We start from the raw sequence: 16,388 nt of genomic DNA, 5'->3' as shown, positions 1-16,388 counted from the left end.
AACCGCTTCGACGTGCATGGCGTGGAGGAGGAACATGTCAATCGCTCCGCGCCAATGTCCGATCACGCTTTCACTGGCAGGCTCAGGCGGGCAACCGCTTCCACATGCATGGAGTGCGGGAACATATCGACCGGTTGCACCTCATCCAGCACGAAGCCCTGCTTGACCAGCCAGGCAAGATCGCGAGCCAGGGTCTGCGGGTTGCAGGAGACATAGACCAGACGACGGGGCGCCATGGCGACCAGGGTCTGCAGCACCGCCTTGTCACAGCCTTTGCGGGGCGGATCCATTACCACCACGTCAGCGGTCACGCCTTGGGCGTGCAGCTCGGGCATCAGCTGCTCGGCCTTGCCAACGTGGAATTCGGTGTGCTCGATGCCGTTGAGGGCGGCGTTGCGGCGGGCATCGCTGATGGCGCTCTCCACCGACTCGATCCCGACGACCTTGGCGGCCTTGCCAGCCAGGAACAGGGAGATGGTGCCGATACCGCAATAGATGTCGAACACTGTCTCGTTGCCGGTCAGCTCGGCGTACTCGAGGGCACTGGAGTAGAGCACATCGGTCTGGGTCGGGTTGTTCTGGAAGAAGGAGAGCGGTGAGATCTCGAACTCTAGTTCGTGGATCTTGTCGCGGATCACCCCTTCGCCGAGCAGCACCCGGTTGGTCGCGCCCAGAATGCGGTTGGTACGCTCGTTGTTGATGTTCTGCACCAGGGTGGTGACCGGCAGATCGCTCAGGGCCGCCAACAGTTCGGCTTCGAACGGCAACGCATCACCCAGGGTTACCAGCACCACCATCAGCTCGCCGCTCTTGAAGCCCTTGCGGGTCATCAGGTTGCGCACGCAGCCGCTGTGGTTTACTTCGTCATAGGCGGCGATGTCGTGCTCGCGCATCCAGTTGCGCACCCGGGCGTTGAGCTCGACGTGCAGCGGATCCTGCACCGCACAGTCATCGGCGGTGATGAGATCGTGAGAGTGCTTGCGATAAAAACCGATCTCGGCACCGGCGTCACAGCCACGCACCGCATATTGCGCCTTGTTGCGATAGGCGAACGGGCTTTCCATGCCAAGGATATCCTTGACCGGCGTGTCACCCAGCCCGGCCTGCTCCAGTGCGCTTTGCACCAGTGCTTGCTTGAGCTTGAGCTGGGCCGGATAGGCCAGCGGACGTACCTGACAGCCACCACACTCGGTGTTGGGGCAGAAATCGGCAACCCGATCGGCAGAGGGCTGGAGCAGCTCGGCAACCTTGCCGTGCAGATAGTTCGGCTTGACCTCGGTCAGCTCCACCAGCGCCTGCTCACCGGGCAGCAGACCTTCGACAAACAGGGGGCGATCGAACAGGCGTCCTTTGCCATCTCCTTTGTCGGTCAGTTCCAGGATCTCGATCTGGTGTTGATGTCCCACTAACGGCATGAGCGGCTCCAAAAGTACTAAAAATGGGGGGGTGATGAACGCGGCAGAGCCATGCCCATCGAGAAAAGGTGGCAGAGTTTAGCGGAGATCCGGCCAAATTGCAGGCATAAAAAGCCTGCTTGTTGCAATGGTCATTGCCCTGACCATCTGCTTGGCGTTGCCACCTTTCGGGTTGCGGCAAATTTAGCCCTTGGGCCATAACGCCCAGCCTGTTAAAATTCCGCCCTTGAAATTATCCTGGGCCCCGCGCCCGTTCTAGCTAAGGTCTACCGCGATGCGTACCAGCCAATATCTGCTTTCCACTCTCAAGGAAACCCCCTCCGACGCTGAAGTTGTCAGCCACCAGCTGATGCTGCGCGCCGGGATGATCCGTAAACTGGCCTCCGGCATGTATGCCTGGTTGCCAACCGGTCTGCGGGTACTGAAGAAAATCGAGAACATTGTTCGCGAAGAGATGAACAATGCTGGTGCCGTCGAAGTCTCCATGCCGGTGGTACAACCCGCCGAGCTGTGGCAGGAGTCCGGCCGCTGGGATGACTACGGTCCCGAGCTGTGCCGTCTGACCGACCGCCACAACCGCCCCTTCGTACTGGGCCCGACCCACGAAGAGGTGATCACTGCGCTGGTGCGTTACGAAGTGAACAGCTACAAACAGCTGCCGCTCAACCTCTACCAGATCCAGACCAAGTTCCGCGACGAAGTGCGCCCCCGCTTCGGTGTCATGCGTGGCCGCGAATTCCTGATGAAGGATGCCTACTCCTTCCACATCGACAAGGAATCTCTGGTCGATACCTACGAGAAGATGCACGCAGCCTACTGCAAGGCGTTCACCCGCATGGGCCTGAACTTCCGTCCGGTGCAGGCCGATACCGGCTCCATCGGTGGTACCGGTTCCCACGAATTCCAGGTGCTGGCCGAGAGCGGTGAAGACTTGATCGCCTTCTCCGATAGCTCCGATTACGCCGCCAACATCGAGATGGCCGAAGCGCTGGCACCGGCTGGTGAGCGCGCTACCGCCACCGCAGCCCTGACCAAGGTTGCCACCCCGAACGTACACACCATTGACGAAGTGGCTGCCTTCCTGAACGTGGCTCCGACCGCCATCGCCAAGACCCTGCTGGTACTGGCAGAGGAAGATGAGCACGGCAAGCAGGCCGTTATCGCGCTGGTACTGCGTGGCGACCACGAGCTGAACGAAATCAAAGCCGAGAAGCTCTCTGGCGTTGCCAATCCGCTGACCTTCGCCAACGACGAGCAGATTAATGCAGCCGCCGGTTGCGATGCAGGTTCCATCGGTCCGGTCGGCTTTGCCGGTCGCATCATCGTCGATCGCAGCGCTGCCCATCTGGCGGACTTCGTCTGCGGCGCCAACGAAACCGGCTTCCACCTGACCGGTGCCAACTGGGATCGCGACATCGCTACCTACGAAGTTGCCGACCTGCGCAACGTGGTGGAAGGCGACCCGAGCCCGTGCGGCCAGGGCAAGCTGCTGCTCAAGCGCGGTATCGAAGTGGGCCACATCTTCCAGCTGGGTACCAAGTACTCCGAAGCGATGAAGGCGAGCGTGCTGAACGAAGCTGGCAAGTCCGTCACCATGGAGATGGGTTGCTACGGTATCGGGGTTTCCCGTCTGGTGGCTGCCGCCATCGAGCAGAACAACGACCAGTACGGCATCATCTGGCCGGACGCCATCGCCCCGTTCGAAGTGGCCATCGTGCCGATGAACATGCACAAGTCCGAGCGCGTGGCCGAGCAGGCACAACAGTTCTACGCCGAGCTGAAAGCCGCTGGTGTGGACGTGCTGTTCGACGACCGTAAAGAGCGCCCGGGCGTGATGTTCGCCGACATGGAGCTGCTGGGCATCCCGCACGCCATCGTCATCGGCGATCGTGGTCTGGACAACGGCGTGGTGGAGTACAAGTGCCGCCGCACCGGCGAGAAGCAGGAAGTGGCCATCAGCGATATCATCGCCATGCTCAAGGCCAAGCTGGGCCGTTAATTCCGCCCTCTTCCCGATATAAAAAAGCGCGCCATTTGGCGCGCTTTTTGTTTCTGTGTGCGGACGACGGCAACCGGATGGCTGGCTTAGCCTCAGGGATTGCGACCGATAAAGAGGTCGGTCACGTGGCAGCTGCTTCTGGCTTCCAGCGCGTCGAGCATATAGGCCGCCGCATCTTCCGGGGTCATGAAGCCGCTCGGGTCCACGTGATCCGAGTTGTCCCAGAATTCGCTGCGGATCCCGCTCGGGTAGAGGTTGACCAGCCGTAGCTGCGAGCCTTTCAGCTCGGCGCGCAAGGATTCGAGAAAGCCGCGCATTCCCCATTTGGAGGCGCAGTAGAGGCTCTCGTTGGCCTTGCCCACCTGCGCGGCGGAGGAGAGCACATTGGCCAGCACTCCGCCTTTCTCCCCGATAAGCCGCACCGTCTGCTGGGCCACCAGAATGGTGGAGATGAGATTGCTCTCCACCACCCGGCGGATCTGTTCAGCGGTGTAGACACCGACCGGGCCAAACTCGCCCACCCCGGCGCAGTGGATCACCATATCGGGCTGCCCGCCCCACTCCACCGCTGCAGCGAAGGCGACGTCAACCTCTTCATGGTGCGCCAGATCGGCCGCGATGCCGATCACCGCGCTGCCGAGCAGTTGTTCCTGCTCCTGCAGTCGCTGATAACGGCGCCCCATCATGGAGACCTGATGGCCCCGCTCAACCAGACCTATGGTCAGCGCCCGGCCGAGACCAGAACCGGCACCTGTCACTATGATGTGGCCCATTATCGCTCCTCGTCGTCAGTCGACGGGCAGATTAGAAAGTGAATTCGCCGCCCATGAACCAGCCATCAACAGACTGATCGATATTGGCGAAGTCGACCTTGGCTTCACGCCAGCCGGCACGCAGCTTGATCGGCATGGAGGAAAACTTGTAAGAACCGCCCAGACGGTAGTCATAGTTGTCCGCATCGTGAGTGCGCAGATCGCCGAAGAAGGCGATGCCGGTGCCCGGGATCTTCACTTCGCTGCCGGCATAGGCCATCAGGGTATCTTCGTCATAACCCTTGCGACCGAAGTAGACCTGCTCGCCATCGTAGTGACGGCCGGTCATCCCCAGATCGATCTTGAACAGATCGTTGTTGAACAGACGGTAGTAGAGGCTCAGATCGTAGGCAGTCAGATCGTTCTTGAAGTTGCCGCCGGAGGTGCTGAAATCGGAGACTTCAAACTTGGCGTTCGGCAGGAAGATGATGCCGTGTTCCAGTTGCAGATAGCCGTTCCAGTTGTAGCTGTCGTCATAGCTGCCATCAGCACTGGTGCCATAAGCCTGACCACTGCCCTTGGCGGCCCATACGTCGGCACCGGCGGCAAAACGCCAGTCGTCAGCGGCCATGGCACTCTGGCTGCACAGAGCCAGCACAAAACCGGCAATCAGCGTCTTTTTCATTACGTCACTTCCTCTTGCATACATGGAAAAGAGCACTATTTTACTCGGTGCAGCCAAAATACCCAGCGTCAATCCTGAACAAACGACGACAAATGTCAGTGCTTCATATGCTTCATCTCTGCCATCGGCTCAATCGGCTTCACCGGCAGTGACAGATCCAGCTTCTGACCATCATCCATGGTGAGGGTGAGCGGGAAAGGAGTCTGCTCGGAGAGCGTGCCCACCTCGAACAGCATGATGTGCAGGCTGCCCGGTTTCAGCACCGCTTCGCCCTTGGCCGGGATCTCGATATTCTCGACCTGACGCATCTTCATCACACCATTTTCGTGCAGGTGGGTGTGCAGCTCGGCACGCCCGGCCGCAGCAGAAGCCGCCGCCACCAGCTTGACCGGCTGGTCGGCGTCATTCTTCAGCACCATAAAGGCGGCAGTGTTGGGGGAGCCCGGCGGCAGCAGCCGCACATAACCGTCGACAGCCTCGACCTTGGCCAGTGCAGGCGCCGTCATACCCAGAACCAGCAGAGAATAAAACGCACGTTTAAACATGGTTGAAATCCTTTTATGATGTTGTTAAACGGCGCCAAGGTTACCCCAGCAGCAACCTTTTTTGCACCTTTCAATAACAAGGATTTAGACATGGCCCCCATTCTCATTGCCGAGCAGCAGGATGGCTTGCTCACCCTGACCCTCAACCGCCCCGACAAGCGCAACGCTCTCAATACCGAGTTGTATCAACAACTGGTGGCAGCGCTGCGAGAGGCGGCAGCCGATGAGGAGGTGCATGTCCTGCTGTTGCAGGGGCAGCAGGATTGCTTTACCGCGGGCAATGATCTGGCCGACTTTATGGGCAAGAGCGCGCTGGAGCCCGACGACCCCATACTGCAGTTCCTCCACACTCTGGCCGATTTCCCCAAACCCGTGATCGCCGCTGTTGCAGGCCCGGCTGTGGGGATTGGCACCACCATTCTGCTGCACTGCGATCTGGTCTATCTGGGGGATAACGCCCGCTTGCTGCTTCCTTTCGTCGAGTTGGGGCTGGTGCCGGAGTTCGCCTCCAGCCTGCTGCTGCCGCGTCTGGTGGGGCACCTCAAGGCGGCCGAGCTGTTGCTGCTGGCCGAGGCGATGGATGCCGAGGAGGCGCTGCGACTCGGGCTCGCCAACAAGGTGGTGGCGGCCGATGGATTGCTCTCCTTTGCCCGCGAGCAGGGGCTGAAGCTGGCGGCCAAACCGCCCAGAGCGCTGCAAAAGAGCAAGGCGCTGCTGAAACAGGAGCTTAAACAGGCGGTGCACTTTGTCATCGATCTGGAGGCGCGCGCCTTCGCACAGGCACTGCAAGGGGAAGAGGCGCAGCAGCGCATCGCCCAGAAACTCAAACGGCGAGGCTGAGCTGCCGCTCAACGCCAGTCAGTTGAGGCGAAAACGGCCGATCAGCTCGCAGCCCTGTACCTTGTCCTGCAACTGGATCAGCCGGGCAATTTCCGGATTGGGGTGGCGCTTGAGAAAGGCGAGCAGGGCACCACGACAGCAACCCAGCTCGCTGATCAGCGCCTCGCATTCCCGGTTCGGGCATTGTGGCACCAGCGCCGTCACCAGCTCGGAGGCAAGCTTCAGGTAGCGCAGCTCGTAAGTCGGCTCATCCATCGCCCGCCAGAAGTCGGCCAGCCGATGACAGGTGGCGACTCGCATGGTGGCCAGCTCGGTCAACTCGACCTGGGTCATCTCGTAAACATCACCCAGCGCCTGCTGATAAAAGCAGATCGCCGCCCCCAGCGAACCGGCCTGCCAGGCACGCTCCGCCTCCAGCATGTATCGTTGCCAACTTTGCGGTGTCATCTCGCTCTCCCGAGTCCGTCATGGTGGGAGTGTTATCATGGCTAATTGAGAATAAATATCAACCAGAGGGTTAGTGCAGGATCTCTGCGCAACCTTGGCAAACCCGGTGCCCGACCTTATGATCGTGCCCTTCCCCCTTGTTTGGAGCCCCACAATGCGACCACGCCTCCCGCAGATGCTGGGCTGCTCCCTGCTCTGCGTGCCCCGCATGCTGGTCTGGATCTATTAGCTTCGCTCACGCGAACGCAACCCATCCGATCCATTCAGCAAAGGAGTACCAGCATGAACACCTGCCAACACTGGTCGCAGGTCGAATACCTGCACCTGACGGTGACCAATCCCAATATCTGCCTCAAGGGGCAGCACAGCTACTACTCGGGTGCCTGGGATGGCCCCTTCGAAGAGGTGGCGGTGCGCTACCTCCATGGCGATCCCTTCAGCCGCAGCCCGGAAACCGGCTGGGAGCCGCTCTGGCATATCGACCGGCTCCATATCGGCGACTATGTGCAAATTGCCGCCGGGGTAAAGATCATCATGGGGGGCAACCACACCCACAACACTGCCTTCATCAGCACCTATCCGTTTGCTGATCTGGAGGCGCTCAAGCGCAGCTACCGCCCTGTCGGCGATACCCGCATCGGCAACGATGTCTGGATCGGCATGGAGGCGATGATCATGCCCGGCGTCACCATCGGCGACGGCGCCATCATCGCCGCCCGCTCGCTGGTCAATCAGGATGTGCCGCCCTATGCCATGGTGGCGGGCACCCCGGCCAGGATGCTGCGAATGCGCTTTGGCGAGGAGGAGATAGCCCGGCTACAGGCCCTCGCCTGGTGGGATTGGCCGGATCAACAGGTCAACGATCTGCTACCGCTGATCCAGCAAGGTGACGTCGCCCTGCTTGAACAGGCGGCTGCCCGCTGGGCGGAGCGCCATGAGTGACCACCGCTAACCAGTAGCTGACAGCAGAAGGGCGACCCCAGGGTCGCCCTCTGTTATCTCCGGCATGCTCTGGACGCCGTCATCGCACATCCACTCACTGCGCGCTTTTGGACTGGTTGAGGCTGCACTGCTTGCCGGGATAACCGGGTAGATCCTTGGCATCGCTGCCGCAGGCGAGCCGTTTGGCCTGTTGCAGGCGGGCCGCCAGATTGGCGCTGTCCACCGGCATCCACTGCATCTGCTTGCCGAGCCAGCTGGCCCAGGCAAACTCGACGAAATAGACCTGTTTGTCCTTGCGAAAGTAGCCCGCATTCTGCAGCAGTCCGGCGAGGGTGCGATAGGGGTAATCAGGCAGCTTGTCGATGCTGGTCGGCAACTGCTCCGGGGTCAGCGGTTGCCCCTTCTCATCCTTGAGCCAGGCCCAATGGTTGTTCTGCATCTGGCTCCAGAAGTTGGCTTTGTCCTGCAGGCGGCCAATCACCTTGACCCGGGCATCCTTGACGCCCTGCTGCCACAACGCCTTGGTGAGATGGTGCCTGTCCACCAGCCAGTAGCTGCCATCCGGCGCAATCACCACGGGGATCTCTTTCTTTTTCATCAACTTGTCGAGCTGCTTTGCGCTCATGCCCGCCAATGTGGCCTGGGTCTCATCGACCTGGATCTGGCCGACGCCCCCCTGAGTCGGGTGCAAGGCATCGATGCCGATCTCGCACCAGTTGCCCACCGCCGTGTCGCTCTGGCACGGGGCCAACGCCCAGGCACCCTGGCTCAACACACAGGCCAGCAATAACCATGCTTTCATCGTTTGACACTCCTCACCACATTGAACTGCACAGACGCCGGGAACGCTCTTCTACCCCGATTGGGAGTGAGAGTCGAATGCTGGCGGTCAGACCAGCAAACGGGATATCATGATTTCCCATCTGTCGGCGATATTTTCTCGCCGAGTTTTCTCCCCGCTTCACACTATTTGAAGGATCCGACCCATGAAAGGATGGACCCCCTTGCTGGCCCTGCTGGGCTGTGCTGCTGTCCAGGCTGCCGATATTCCCGCCGGAACACAACTCGCCGCCGAGCAGATTGTCGTTCGCCACCTCAAGGATGAACCTGCGAGCCTGAGCCCGCTCAAGCTGGTCGGCCTGCCGGAGTTGCAGGTACTGCGGGATCTGTTCGAGGGGCTGTTGACCCAGGGGCCGGATGGCAAACCGGTTGCCGGGGTGGCGGCCAGCTGGGAGAACAAGGGCAACCAGTTCTTTACCTTCCATCTGCGCCCGGATGCGCGCTGGTCCAACGGCGATCCGGTCAAGGCTGGCGACTTCGTCTACGGCTGGCGCAAGCTGGTCGACCCGAAAGAGGCGGCCACCTTCGCCTGGTTTGCCCAACTGGCCCGTTTCGACAAGGTGGACGAGATAGTCGCTGGCAAATTGCCTGCCAGCGAGCTGGGGGTCAAGGCCCTCGATGACCACACCCTGCAGGTGACCCTCTCCCAGCCGGTGCCCTACTTCTTGAACCTGCTGAGCCACCCCAGCCTGTCGCCGCTCCATCAAGCCAGCATCGAGCAGTACGGCAACCTGTGGACCCAACCCGGCAAACTGGTGGGCAATGGTGCCTTTGTGCTGAATAACCGGGTAGTCAACGAGAAGCTGGAGCTGACCCCCAACCCTTATTACTGGGATCGGGCCCATACCGTATTGACCAAGGTGATCTTCATGCCGATCAATCAGGAGAGCGCGGCGACCAACCGCTATCTGGCGGGCGATCTGCATATCACAGAATCCTTCCCCAAAGAGCAGTACGACAAGCTGAAGCAGCAGATCCCGAATGAGGTCTACACCCCGGAGCAGCTCGGCACCTACTACTACGCTTTCAATACCCGTCAGGCGCCACTGAACGATGTGCGGGTGCGCAAGGCGCTCTCCTACACCATCGACCGAGCCCTGATCGCCGACAAGGTGCTCGGCACCGGCGAGAAACCGGCTTATCACTTCACTCCGGATGTGACCGCCAGCTTTACCCCGGCCGCCAACTTGCTCTCCACCAGCAGCCAGCCGGCGCTGGACAGCAAGGCCAAGGCCCTGCTCAAGGAGGCCGGTTACGGCCCGGGCAAGCCGCTCAAGCTGACCCTGCTCTACAACACCGCGGAAATTCACAAGAAGATGGCACTGGCGATTGCCAGCATGTGGAAGCAAAAGCTGGGCGCCGAGGTCGAGCTGACCAATCAGGAGTGGAAAACCTATCTCGACAGTCGCCAGAGCGGTCAGTTCGAGGTGATCCGCTCCTCCTGGGTCGCAGATTACAACGACCCGTCAGCGTTCCTCGGCCTGTGGGGCTCCCGTCACAGCGGCAATATGGCTGGCTTTGCCAATGCCCGTTATGACCAGCTGCTGGCAGAGGCGGCCAGCACTCAGGATGCCGCCAGCCGCAGCAAGCTGTTTGGCGAGGCGGAGGCGATCCTGCTGGCTCAAGCCCCCATCGCCCCCATCTACCAGTACACCAATGCCCGCCTCATCAAGCCATGGCTCAAGGGCTACCCCATCAACAACCCGGAAGATGTGGCCTACAGCCGCCAGCTGTACCTCGTCAAACACTGAGACCGGCCACAACGATGCGAGGCCCCGCAGGGCCTCGCTATTGATACTGTTCACACCTCGATTTCCAGCCTAAAATGCCGCCCCTTCTGTTCAATTAATCTTCAATACCCAGTCAGACATGCGTTATTTGATACTGCTCTCGTTGTTGTGGACCCTGCCTGCACAGGCCAACAGCGAATCCCAATGCCAGCAAGAGTTTGTCGGCTGGATGCTGCATCAGCAGCAACAGTTCAGCGATCGCAAGTCTGACAAGATGGAGCGGCGCCGGGCCGAGCGGGCCATCGAGTTGGCTCGTCAGGAGTACGACAAGCAGACCAGCTTTTGCAAGACGATGGAGCTGGTGCGCAGCTACAAAGATAGCGATCCGCGCTTTAAACCGAGAAGCGGCGAAGTTCACGATTTCACACCGGCCAGCTAACCCTCACTTCATCAATTCATTGTGTTGATTAATTGACCCAAGCCAAGTTCGGGGCACTGAAGAGCCTTAGAATGATTAACTGAGAACGACAATAAAAACATAGTTATCAGTTAGTTGGCTTTTTCAGGAACGACACATGACCAAACTCCATCAGGAGGGGGAGATACACTTCCCCGACAACATCGCACTCATCTCAACCACGGATCCCGCCAGTCATATTACCTATGCCAACCAGCACTTCTGTGATGTGGCCGGGTATGGTGCGGCCGAAATGGAAGGGGTACCCCACAATCTGGTGCGACACCCCGACATGCCCAAGGTGGCCTTCGCCGACATGTGGCAGCGGCTGCGACAGGGAAAAAGCTGGATGGGGCTGGTCAAGAACCGCGCCAAAAGCGGTCAGTTCTATTGGGTAAACGCTTACGTCACCCCGATCCTCAATGCGCAGAAGGAGATCGTCGAGTTCCAGTCGGTGCGCACCAAACCCGCCGCCAGCGATGTGGCCTGGGCCGAGCAGCTCTATGGCCTGCTGCGCAGCGGCAAGGCGCTTCCCTGGCTGAGCCGCTTTCACATTGAACCGGGTCAGCTGACCCTCTGGCTCTCCGCTTCTGCCTTGCTCACCACTCTTGCTACCTTTGCCACCGGCAACCTGTTATGGCTGCTACCCACCGCCCTGTTGCTGTTGGCACAGGCAATCCACGGCTGGCGATTGCAACAGCGGCTGGCTCATCTGCTCACCCTTGCCGATCAAGACAAGGGAACCCGCCTCTGTCAGGTGCTCTACACCCGACGGCGCGACACCTTGGCGGCCGTCGAACTGGCCCTGCGGATGAAGCAGGCCGAGCTCAAGGCTGTGGTCGGGCGCAGCGCCGACACCAACCAGCAGATCCTGCAGGCAGCCGAAGATGACCGGGGCAATATCCAGACCATCGATACCCATCTGCAGCAGCAGCGCGCCCATAGCGAGCAGCTGGCGACCGCCATCACCGAGTTGAGCCACTCCATTCGGGATGTGGCCCACAGTGCCCATGAGGCGAGCAATCTGGTCATAGAGGTACAGCAGGTCTCCGACGAGGGGCTGCAAGCATTGGCGACCACCCGCTCCGCCGTCAACCAACTCCATCAGGAGCTGGATGCCAACCATGCCGTGCTGGCCCAGCTCACCAGCGACAGCCAGAAGATCAGCGGCATTCTGGAGGTGATCAGCCAAATCGCCGACCAGACCAACCTGCTCGCCCTCAATGCGGCCATCGAGGCCGCCCGGGCGGGCGAACAGGGGCGCGGTTTTGCCGTGGTGGCGGATGAAGTGAGGGCGCTGGCCCAGAAGACCCGAGCCTCGACCAGCGAGATCCACGAGATGATCCAGGCGCTGCAACAGACTACACGGCAGCTGTCGGACGGGATGACGCAAGGGGCGCAGACCTCGGTGCGCTGCCAGCAGCACGCGGGCACCACCGCCGACGTGCTCACCCAGATCAACCGGATGCTGGGGCAGGTAACCCGCACCAGCGACGAGATCGCCCAGGCGGTGAGTCAGCAGGCCGATGTCACGACGACCCTCGATGAAGGGGTACACCAGATCCACCAGCTGGCCAGCCACACCGCCGACAACAGCAGGCAGGCGCTAGATGGCATCACCCTGCTGGTAGAGCGGCTGCAGGAACTCTCGCGGCTGATCAACCAGTTCAGATATTGAAGCGACAGCGATCAAAAAAGCGCGTCAACTGACGCGCTTTTTGGCTGCTCTTGCCTTGGCACAACTGGCTTATTCGGCCGCCTCGCTACTGGCAAACTCCGGCACCTTGGCCATGGCATCCAGCACCACCTGAATATCCGCCCCCGGTTTGCAGGCGTTCTCGCTCAGGTGACGACGCCAGGCGCGAGCCCCCTGCATATTCTGGAACAGCCCCAGCATATGGCGGGTCATGTGGGAGAGATAGTTGCCCTTGGCCAGCTCCTGCTCGATATAGGGCAGCATCATCCGCACCACTTCGTGGCGGCTCGGCACGGCGTTGTTCTGGCCGAACACCAGGTTGTCTACCTGCGCCAGAATGTAGGGGTTCTGATAGGCTTCGCGCCCCATCATGACGCCATCGACGTGTTGCAGGTGCTCGAGAGTCTGCTCCATGGAGGTGACGCCGCCGTTGAGGGCGATGGTCAGCTCCGGGTAATCCTGCTTGACCCGATAGACGCGGGGATAATCGAGGGGCGGGATCTCGCGGTTCTCCTTGGGGCTCAAGCCGCTCAGCCACGCCTTGCGGGCATGGACGATGAAGGTGTCGCAACCGGCATCGCGCACCTGTTCGATGAATGCCTGCAGAAATTCGTAGGAGTCCTGATCGTCGATACCGATACGGGTCTTCACCGTCACCGGAATATCGACCACATCGCGCATCGCCTTGACGCAGTCCGCCACCAGCGGCGGTTCCCCCATCAGGCAGGCACCAAAGCGACCGTTTTGCACCCGATCGGAGGGGCAGCCGACGTTGATGTTCACCTCGTCATAGCCGCGCTCCTCGGCCAGCTTGGCACAGCGCGCCAGATCGGCCGGATTGCTGCCACCCAGCTGCAGGGAGATGGGGTGCTCCTGCTCGCTGTAACCCAGATAATCCCCCTTGCCGTGGATGATGGCACCGGTGGTCACCATTTCGGTATAGAGCAAGGTCTGGCGGCTCATCAGTCGATGAAAGTAACGGCAATGCCGATCAGTCCAGTCCAGCATGGGGGCGATGGAAAAACGCTGCGCCTGCATAAAAATCATCCGGGTTGGCTAAAGAAAGGGGCGGATTTTATCACAACGTGAAGCAGCCCCAGAAAATGAATTTTGTCGCCGCGCCATGCGAGGCCCTGTGATAGTATCCGGCTAATAGAAAGGGTATCTGCGCGATCATGAATCAAGACCAACTTTTACAACGAGCCGAGCGACTCTGTATACAGCGAGGGAGCCGCTTCACCCCGACCCGACGTCAGGTATTTCGCCTGCTGGCGGCACACGGCAACGCCATCAGCGCCTATGATTTGTTGGCCCAGCTGCAACAAACCGAAGCCAATGCCAAGCCGCCAACCGTCTATCGGGCACTCGATTTTTTGCTCGAACAGGGCTTTGCTCACAAGGTGGAATCTCTCAACGCGTTTATCTTCTGCTGCCACTTCGATCACGCTCACCCGATGCAGTTGCTGATCTGCGACGAGTGCGGGGATGTGGTCGAGCTTCACGATACGGCGATCGATAGCGCGTTTTCCGAGCAGGCCCACTTGCATGGTTTTACTATTACCAATAAGACGATAGAGGCACATGGCCAATGTGCCCGTTGTACGCCCACTGTAGGAAGTCATCATGAAGGCTGATTTTGTAAATCCGTTCCTGCTATCCCTGCTCAATGTGCTCTCGACCATGGCACAGCTGGAACTCAAACCGGGCAAACCGAAACGCAAGATGGATGAGCTGGCGCGCGGCGACGTCTCCGGCCTGATCGGCATGGTCGGCCCGCAGACCCGTGGCTCCCTCTCCATCAGCTTCGAGAAGGGGTTGGCGCTGGAGATCATGCGCCGCATGCTGGGGGAAGCTCCCGCCAACATCAACGAAGAGGTGACCGACATGGTCGGTGAAATCACCAACATGGTGACCGGCGGTGCCAAGCGGATGCTGGGCGAGAAGGGCTACGAGTTTGACATGGCGACCCCCATCATCGTCTCCGGTCCCAACCACACCATTACTCACCGTGCCGATGGCACCAAGATCATGATGCCGTTCGAATCGGATTTCGGTCGCGCCACTATCGAAATTTGCTTCGAGTAACCCTATGTGGAAAGCATTGAAATGGATTTTCATCTGCTGGGCCCTGCTGTTGATCCTGTCGGACATTCAGATCAGCACCTCCCTCTACAAGTACGAAGATAACCGGGTGCTCATCAACTTCCCGCGCTGGGAAGCCAAGCAGCCTTGGGGCACCTTCGAGTGGCATGCCGGACGGGTAGAAACCCACTGGTATGGTCTGGATGGCAAACCCAAGCCGAAAGGCCCGCAAATCTGATCCGGTAACGGATCCGGCAGAAACAGAAGAGGCCAGCAGATGCTGGCCTCTTTGCTATCTCGTTGTTTCTGAATCAAGCCGCTTCGGCAGCCAACTTCCCGTCTGGTCGCACCAGGATGCCGACGATGCAGGCCAACAGGGTCGGCAGCAGCCAGGCAAGCCCCTTGTCGAACAGCGGCAGGAAGGCAAAACCGTCCATCGCCATCCCGGCAGCCCCCAGCCCATCGAGGCAACCAAACAGAAAGGCGACCGTCAGCACACCGCGAAACACCAGCTGTGGCTGGGCAAACCATCCCTTGAGGAAGGTCACCAGCACCAGCGCGATGGCGACCGGATAGATGGCCACCAGCACCGGAATCGAGAGGCCAATCAGCTCGCTCAACCCCACATTGGCTACCAGCGCACAGAGCGCCCCCAGCAGGATCACCCAGTTGCGATAGGCCCAGCCAGTCAGGCCATGGAAGTAGTCGGCTCCGGCACAGAGCAGGCCGACTGCACTGGTAAAACAGGCCAAGGTAATGATGGCAGCCAGAATAAACTGACCCGGTTGGCCAAACAGGCTCAGGACGTAGGCATTGACGATGGCCCCACCATTGCTGATATCGCTCGCCACCCCACCGGCGCTGTTGCCCAGCTGAAAGAGCGAGACATACACCGCCGACAACCCGACCGCCGAGATCAAGCCCGCAATGGTCAGATATTTGAACTGGCTGCGATAATCCTCGATCCCCTTCTGGCGCAGCAACCCGATGATCAGGGCGCCAAACATCAGGGAGGCAAGGGTGTCCATGGTGTTGTACCCCTCCAGCATTCCTTTGGTCAGGGCTGCATCTATGTACTCACCGCTGGCATCAGGCATGGTGCCCTGCGGCGTCATAAAGACCCCGACCGCCAGAATAAGCAGCATCGCCATCAGGGCTGGGGTCAGATACTTGCCGACCGCATCGAGCAGCTTGCCCCGATCGAGCGCCACCAGGATCACCAGCGTAAAGAAACTCAGGGTATAGATCCACATCCCCGCATGACCGGTATCGCCAAGCCAGGGCTTGAGCCCCATCTCGTAGGCGACCAGACCGGTGCGGGGAATGGCAAAGGCGGGCCCCATGATGATATAGATGACGATGGCCAGCGCCGTCGCCGCCCCGGCGGGCAGATAGCGGGTCATTCCGGTCCAGCCACTCACGCCGCCCCCCGAGCTTCCCTTGGCCACCGCAATCAGGGTGATCAGCGGCAAGCCCACTGCCGTCAGCAAAAAGCCGCACATGGCGGCCAGCAGATGCTCACCAGCCATAAAACCGGCCAGCGGCGGAAAAATGATATTGCCTGCCCCCAGATAGAAGGCAAACGTCATAAACCCCAATCCGAATACGTCGGACAACTTCAATGATTTCGTCAAACTCAACCTCATCTGCCTTATCAGCTTGTTATTGATTGCACCCACTGCCTGGCAGATAACCGGTAACAATACCTCTCGCCCCCACACGGCCCGCGGACCGGATGAGGCACACCACCTTTAGCATAAAGAAGAGAAGTTCGATCTCAATCACCAATTAATATCTTGAAACAATTTACTGCTGCGGAATTAATCGCCGAACAACTCGGCGCTCCATAAAGAGGTGTCACACGTGGCGTATGGGAGGCAAGAAGAGGGGAACGGGTTATAGCGGCCAAATACGGCTGCTCAGATGCTATCTGCATACGGTGACAATTACGGCCGCAA

17 protein-coding genes are annotated in these 16,388 nt (G+C 59.9%); 9 read left to right on the top strand and 8 right to left on the bottom strand.

The window, feature by feature from the left end:
- Positions 1-62: 62 nt before the first annotated feature.
- The gene (rlmD, locus tag AB5Y73_RS16400; protein ID WP_107682780.1) at positions 63-1,415 is read right to left on the bottom strand and encodes a 23S rRNA (uracil(1939)-C(5))-methyltransferase RlmD; all 1,353 of its coding nucleotides are present in this window, start codon (positions 1,413-1,415) and stop codon (positions 63-65) included.
- Positions 1,416-1,689: 274 nt separating this feature from the next.
- Between rlmD and AB5Y73_RS16395 the strand changes: the two genes are divergently transcribed.
- Complete coding sequence (locus AB5Y73_RS16395; protein ID WP_107682781.1) at positions 1,690-3,414, top strand: proline--tRNA ligase; 1,725 nt, start codon at positions 1,690-1,692, stop codon at positions 3,412-3,414.
- A gap of 92 nt (positions 3,415-3,506) precedes the next feature.
- On the opposite strand, the gene AB5Y73_RS16390 is transcribed toward AB5Y73_RS16395, so the two are convergent.
- The 3 genes from AB5Y73_RS16390 to AB5Y73_RS16380 form a co-directional block, all read right to left on the bottom strand.
- Positions 3,507-4,187: an SDR family oxidoreductase gene (locus AB5Y73_RS16390; RefSeq protein WP_100652769.1), complete on the bottom strand. Its 681-nt coding sequence runs from the start codon at positions 4,185-4,187 to the stop codon at positions 3,507-3,509.
- A 31-nt stretch (positions 4,188-4,218) separates the two neighbouring features.
- Positions 4,219-4,851, bottom strand: coding sequence for a TIGR04219 family outer membrane beta-barrel protein (locus tag AB5Y73_RS16385; protein ID WP_005354809.1), 633 nt, complete (start codon positions 4,849-4,851; stop codon positions 4,219-4,221).
- Between the two features lie 95 nt (positions 4,852-4,946).
- Complete coding sequence (locus tag AB5Y73_RS16380) at positions 4,947-5,396, bottom strand: copper chaperone PCu(A)C (protein ID WP_005335782.1); 450 nt, start codon at positions 5,394-5,396, stop codon at positions 4,947-4,949.
- A 90-nt stretch (positions 5,397-5,486) separates the two neighbouring features.
- On the opposite strand from AB5Y73_RS16380, the gene AB5Y73_RS16375 reads away from it, so the two are divergent.
- On the top strand, positions 5,487-6,236 hold the full coding sequence (locus AB5Y73_RS16375; protein ID WP_005354812.1) for an enoyl-CoA hydratase-related protein: 750 nt from the start codon (positions 5,487-5,489) through the stop codon (positions 6,234-6,236).
- An 18-nt stretch (positions 6,237-6,254) separates the two neighbouring features.
- Here the strand turns inward: AB5Y73_RS16375 and AB5Y73_RS16370 are convergent, their stop codons facing one another.
- On the bottom strand, positions 6,255-6,683 hold the full coding sequence (locus AB5Y73_RS16370; RefSeq protein ID WP_005335785.1) for a DUF2753 family protein: 429 nt from the start codon (positions 6,681-6,683) through the stop codon (positions 6,255-6,257).
- Between the two features lie 282 nt (positions 6,684-6,965).
- On the opposite strand from AB5Y73_RS16370, the gene AB5Y73_RS16365 reads away from it, so the two are divergent.
- Positions 6,966-7,625, top strand: coding sequence for a CatB-related O-acetyltransferase (locus AB5Y73_RS16365; RefSeq protein WP_019445722.1), 660 nt, complete (start codon positions 6,966-6,968; stop codon positions 7,623-7,625).
- Between the two features lie 94 nt (positions 7,626-7,719).
- Here AB5Y73_RS16365 and AB5Y73_RS16360 read toward each other — a convergent pair whose 3' ends face one another.
- Positions 7,720-8,427 carry a ParB-like protein gene (locus tag AB5Y73_RS16360; RefSeq protein ID WP_075115998.1) on the bottom strand — a complete coding sequence of 236 codons (708 nt, stop codon included), beginning with the start codon at positions 8,425-8,427 and terminating at the stop codon, positions 7,720-7,722.
- Between the two features lie 184 nt (positions 8,428-8,611).
- Between AB5Y73_RS16360 and AB5Y73_RS16355 the strand changes: the two genes are divergently transcribed.
- The 3 genes from AB5Y73_RS16355 (at position 8,612) to AB5Y73_RS16345 (ending at position 12,330) form a co-directional block, all read left to right on the top strand.
- Entirely contained in the window at positions 8,612-10,216 is a 1,605-nt protein-coding gene (locus AB5Y73_RS16355; protein ID WP_107682782.1) for an ABC transporter substrate-binding protein, read from the top strand.
- A 118-nt stretch (positions 10,217-10,334) separates the two neighbouring features.
- A complete protein-coding gene (locus AB5Y73_RS16350; RefSeq protein ID WP_005335795.1) occupies positions 10,335-10,634 on the top strand; it encodes a hypothetical protein in 300 nt (99 codons plus the stop codon).
- 136 nt (positions 10,635-10,770) lie between these two features.
- A complete protein-coding gene (locus AB5Y73_RS16345; protein ID WP_107682783.1) occupies positions 10,771-12,330 on the top strand; it encodes a PAS domain-containing methyl-accepting chemotaxis protein in 1,560 nt (519 codons plus the stop codon).
- Between the two features lie 69 nt (positions 12,331-12,399).
- Here AB5Y73_RS16345 and dusA read toward each other — a convergent pair whose 3' ends face one another.
- A complete protein-coding gene (dusA, locus tag AB5Y73_RS16340; RefSeq protein WP_279499399.1) occupies positions 12,400-13,386 on the bottom strand; it encodes a tRNA dihydrouridine(20/20a) synthase DusA in 987 nt (328 codons plus the stop codon).
- Positions 13,387-13,523: 137 nt separating this feature from the next.
- Between dusA and zur the strand changes: the two genes are divergently transcribed.
- From zur to AB5Y73_RS16325, 3 genes are read left to right on the top strand one after another with little or no spacing between them, the layout of a single operon-like run.
- Positions 13,524-13,982 carry a zinc uptake transcriptional repressor Zur gene (gene zur / locus AB5Y73_RS16335; protein WP_107682785.1) on the top strand — a complete coding sequence of 153 codons (459 nt, stop codon included), beginning with the start codon at positions 13,524-13,526 and terminating at the stop codon, positions 13,980-13,982.
- Complete coding sequence (locus tag AB5Y73_RS16330) at positions 13,972-14,433, top strand: chemotaxis protein CheX (protein ID WP_005335807.1); 462 nt, start codon at positions 13,972-13,974, stop codon at positions 14,431-14,433. The genes zur and AB5Y73_RS16330 overlap by 11 nt, the downstream gene beginning before the upstream one ends.
- A 4-nt stretch (positions 14,434-14,437) precedes the next feature.
- Positions 14,438-14,668: a hypothetical protein gene (locus AB5Y73_RS16325; protein ID WP_064335426.1), complete on the top strand. Its 231-nt coding sequence runs from the start codon at positions 14,438-14,440 to the stop codon at positions 14,666-14,668.
- A gap of 73 nt (positions 14,669-14,741) precedes the next feature.
- Here the strand turns inward: AB5Y73_RS16325 and brnQ are convergent, their stop codons facing one another.
- Positions 14,742-16,019: a branched-chain amino acid transport system II carrier protein gene (gene brnQ / locus AB5Y73_RS16320; protein ID WP_235655502.1), complete on the bottom strand. Its 1,278-nt coding sequence runs from the start codon at positions 16,017-16,019 to the stop codon at positions 14,742-14,744.
- Positions 16,020-16,388 lie beyond the last annotated feature (369 nt).

This window comes from Aeromonas sp. s7(2024) (assembly GCF_040907825.1).
Taxonomy (GTDB): domain Bacteria; phylum Pseudomonadota; class Gammaproteobacteria; order Enterobacterales; family Aeromonadaceae; genus Aeromonas; species Aeromonas veronii.
The sequence above is the reverse complement of the archived record's forward strand: the minus strand, read 5'-3'. Positions and strand labels throughout refer to the sequence as shown.

What these genes read in the sequence shown, in the direction of transcription:
- rlmD (WP_107682780.1), bottom strand. Translation starts at nt 1,415, where the DNA reads ATGCCGTTAGTGGGACATCAACACCAGATCGAGATCCTGGAACTGACC.
- AB5Y73_RS16395 (WP_107682781.1), top strand. Translation starts at nt 1,690, where the DNA reads ATGCGTACCAGCCAATATCTGCTTTCCACTCTCAAGGAAACCCCCTCC.
- AB5Y73_RS16390 (WP_100652769.1), bottom strand. Translation starts at nt 4,187, where the DNA reads ATGGGCCACATCATAGTGACAGGTGCCGGTTCTGGTCTCGGCCGGGCG.
- AB5Y73_RS16385 (WP_005354809.1), bottom strand. Translation starts at nt 4,851, where the DNA reads ATGAAAAAGACGCTGATTGCCGGTTTTGTGCTGGCTCTGTGCAGCCAG.
- AB5Y73_RS16380 (WP_005335782.1), bottom strand. Translation starts at nt 5,396, where the DNA reads ATGTTTAAACGTGCGTTTTATTCTCTGCTGGTTCTGGGTATGACGGCG.
- AB5Y73_RS16375 (WP_005354812.1), top strand. Translation starts at nt 5,487, where the DNA reads ATGGCCCCCATTCTCATTGCCGAGCAGCAGGATGGCTTGCTCACCCTG.
- AB5Y73_RS16370 (WP_005335785.1), bottom strand. Translation starts at nt 6,683, where the DNA reads ATGACACCGCAAAGTTGGCAACGATACATGCTGGAGGCGGAGCGTGCC.
- AB5Y73_RS16365 (WP_019445722.1), top strand. Translation starts at nt 6,966, where the DNA reads ATGAACACCTGCCAACACTGGTCGCAGGTCGAATACCTGCACCTGACG.
- AB5Y73_RS16360 (WP_075115998.1), bottom strand. Translation starts at nt 8,427, where the DNA reads ATGAAAGCATGGTTATTGCTGGCCTGTGTGTTGAGCCAGGGTGCCTGG.
- AB5Y73_RS16355 (WP_107682782.1), top strand. Translation starts at nt 8,612, where the DNA reads ATGAAAGGATGGACCCCCTTGCTGGCCCTGCTGGGCTGTGCTGCTGTC.
- AB5Y73_RS16350 (WP_005335795.1), top strand. Translation starts at nt 10,335, where the DNA reads ATGCGTTATTTGATACTGCTCTCGTTGTTGTGGACCCTGCCTGCACAG.
- AB5Y73_RS16345 (WP_107682783.1), top strand. Translation starts at nt 10,771, where the DNA reads ATGACCAAACTCCATCAGGAGGGGGAGATACACTTCCCCGACAACATC.
- dusA (WP_279499399.1), bottom strand. Translation starts at nt 13,386, where the DNA reads ATGCAGGCGCAGCGTTTTTCCATCGCCCCCATGCTGGACTGGACTGAT.
- zur (WP_107682785.1), top strand. Translation starts at nt 13,524, where the DNA reads ATGAATCAAGACCAACTTTTACAACGAGCCGAGCGACTCTGTATACAG.
- AB5Y73_RS16330 (WP_005335807.1), top strand. Translation starts at nt 13,972, where the DNA reads ATGAAGGCTGATTTTGTAAATCCGTTCCTGCTATCCCTGCTCAATGTG.
- AB5Y73_RS16325 (WP_064335426.1), top strand. Translation starts at nt 14,438, where the DNA reads ATGTGGAAAGCATTGAAATGGATTTTCATCTGCTGGGCCCTGCTGTTG.
- brnQ (WP_235655502.1), bottom strand. Translation starts at nt 16,019, where the DNA reads ATGACGTTTGCCTTCTATCTGGGGGCAGGCAATATCATTTTTCCGCCG.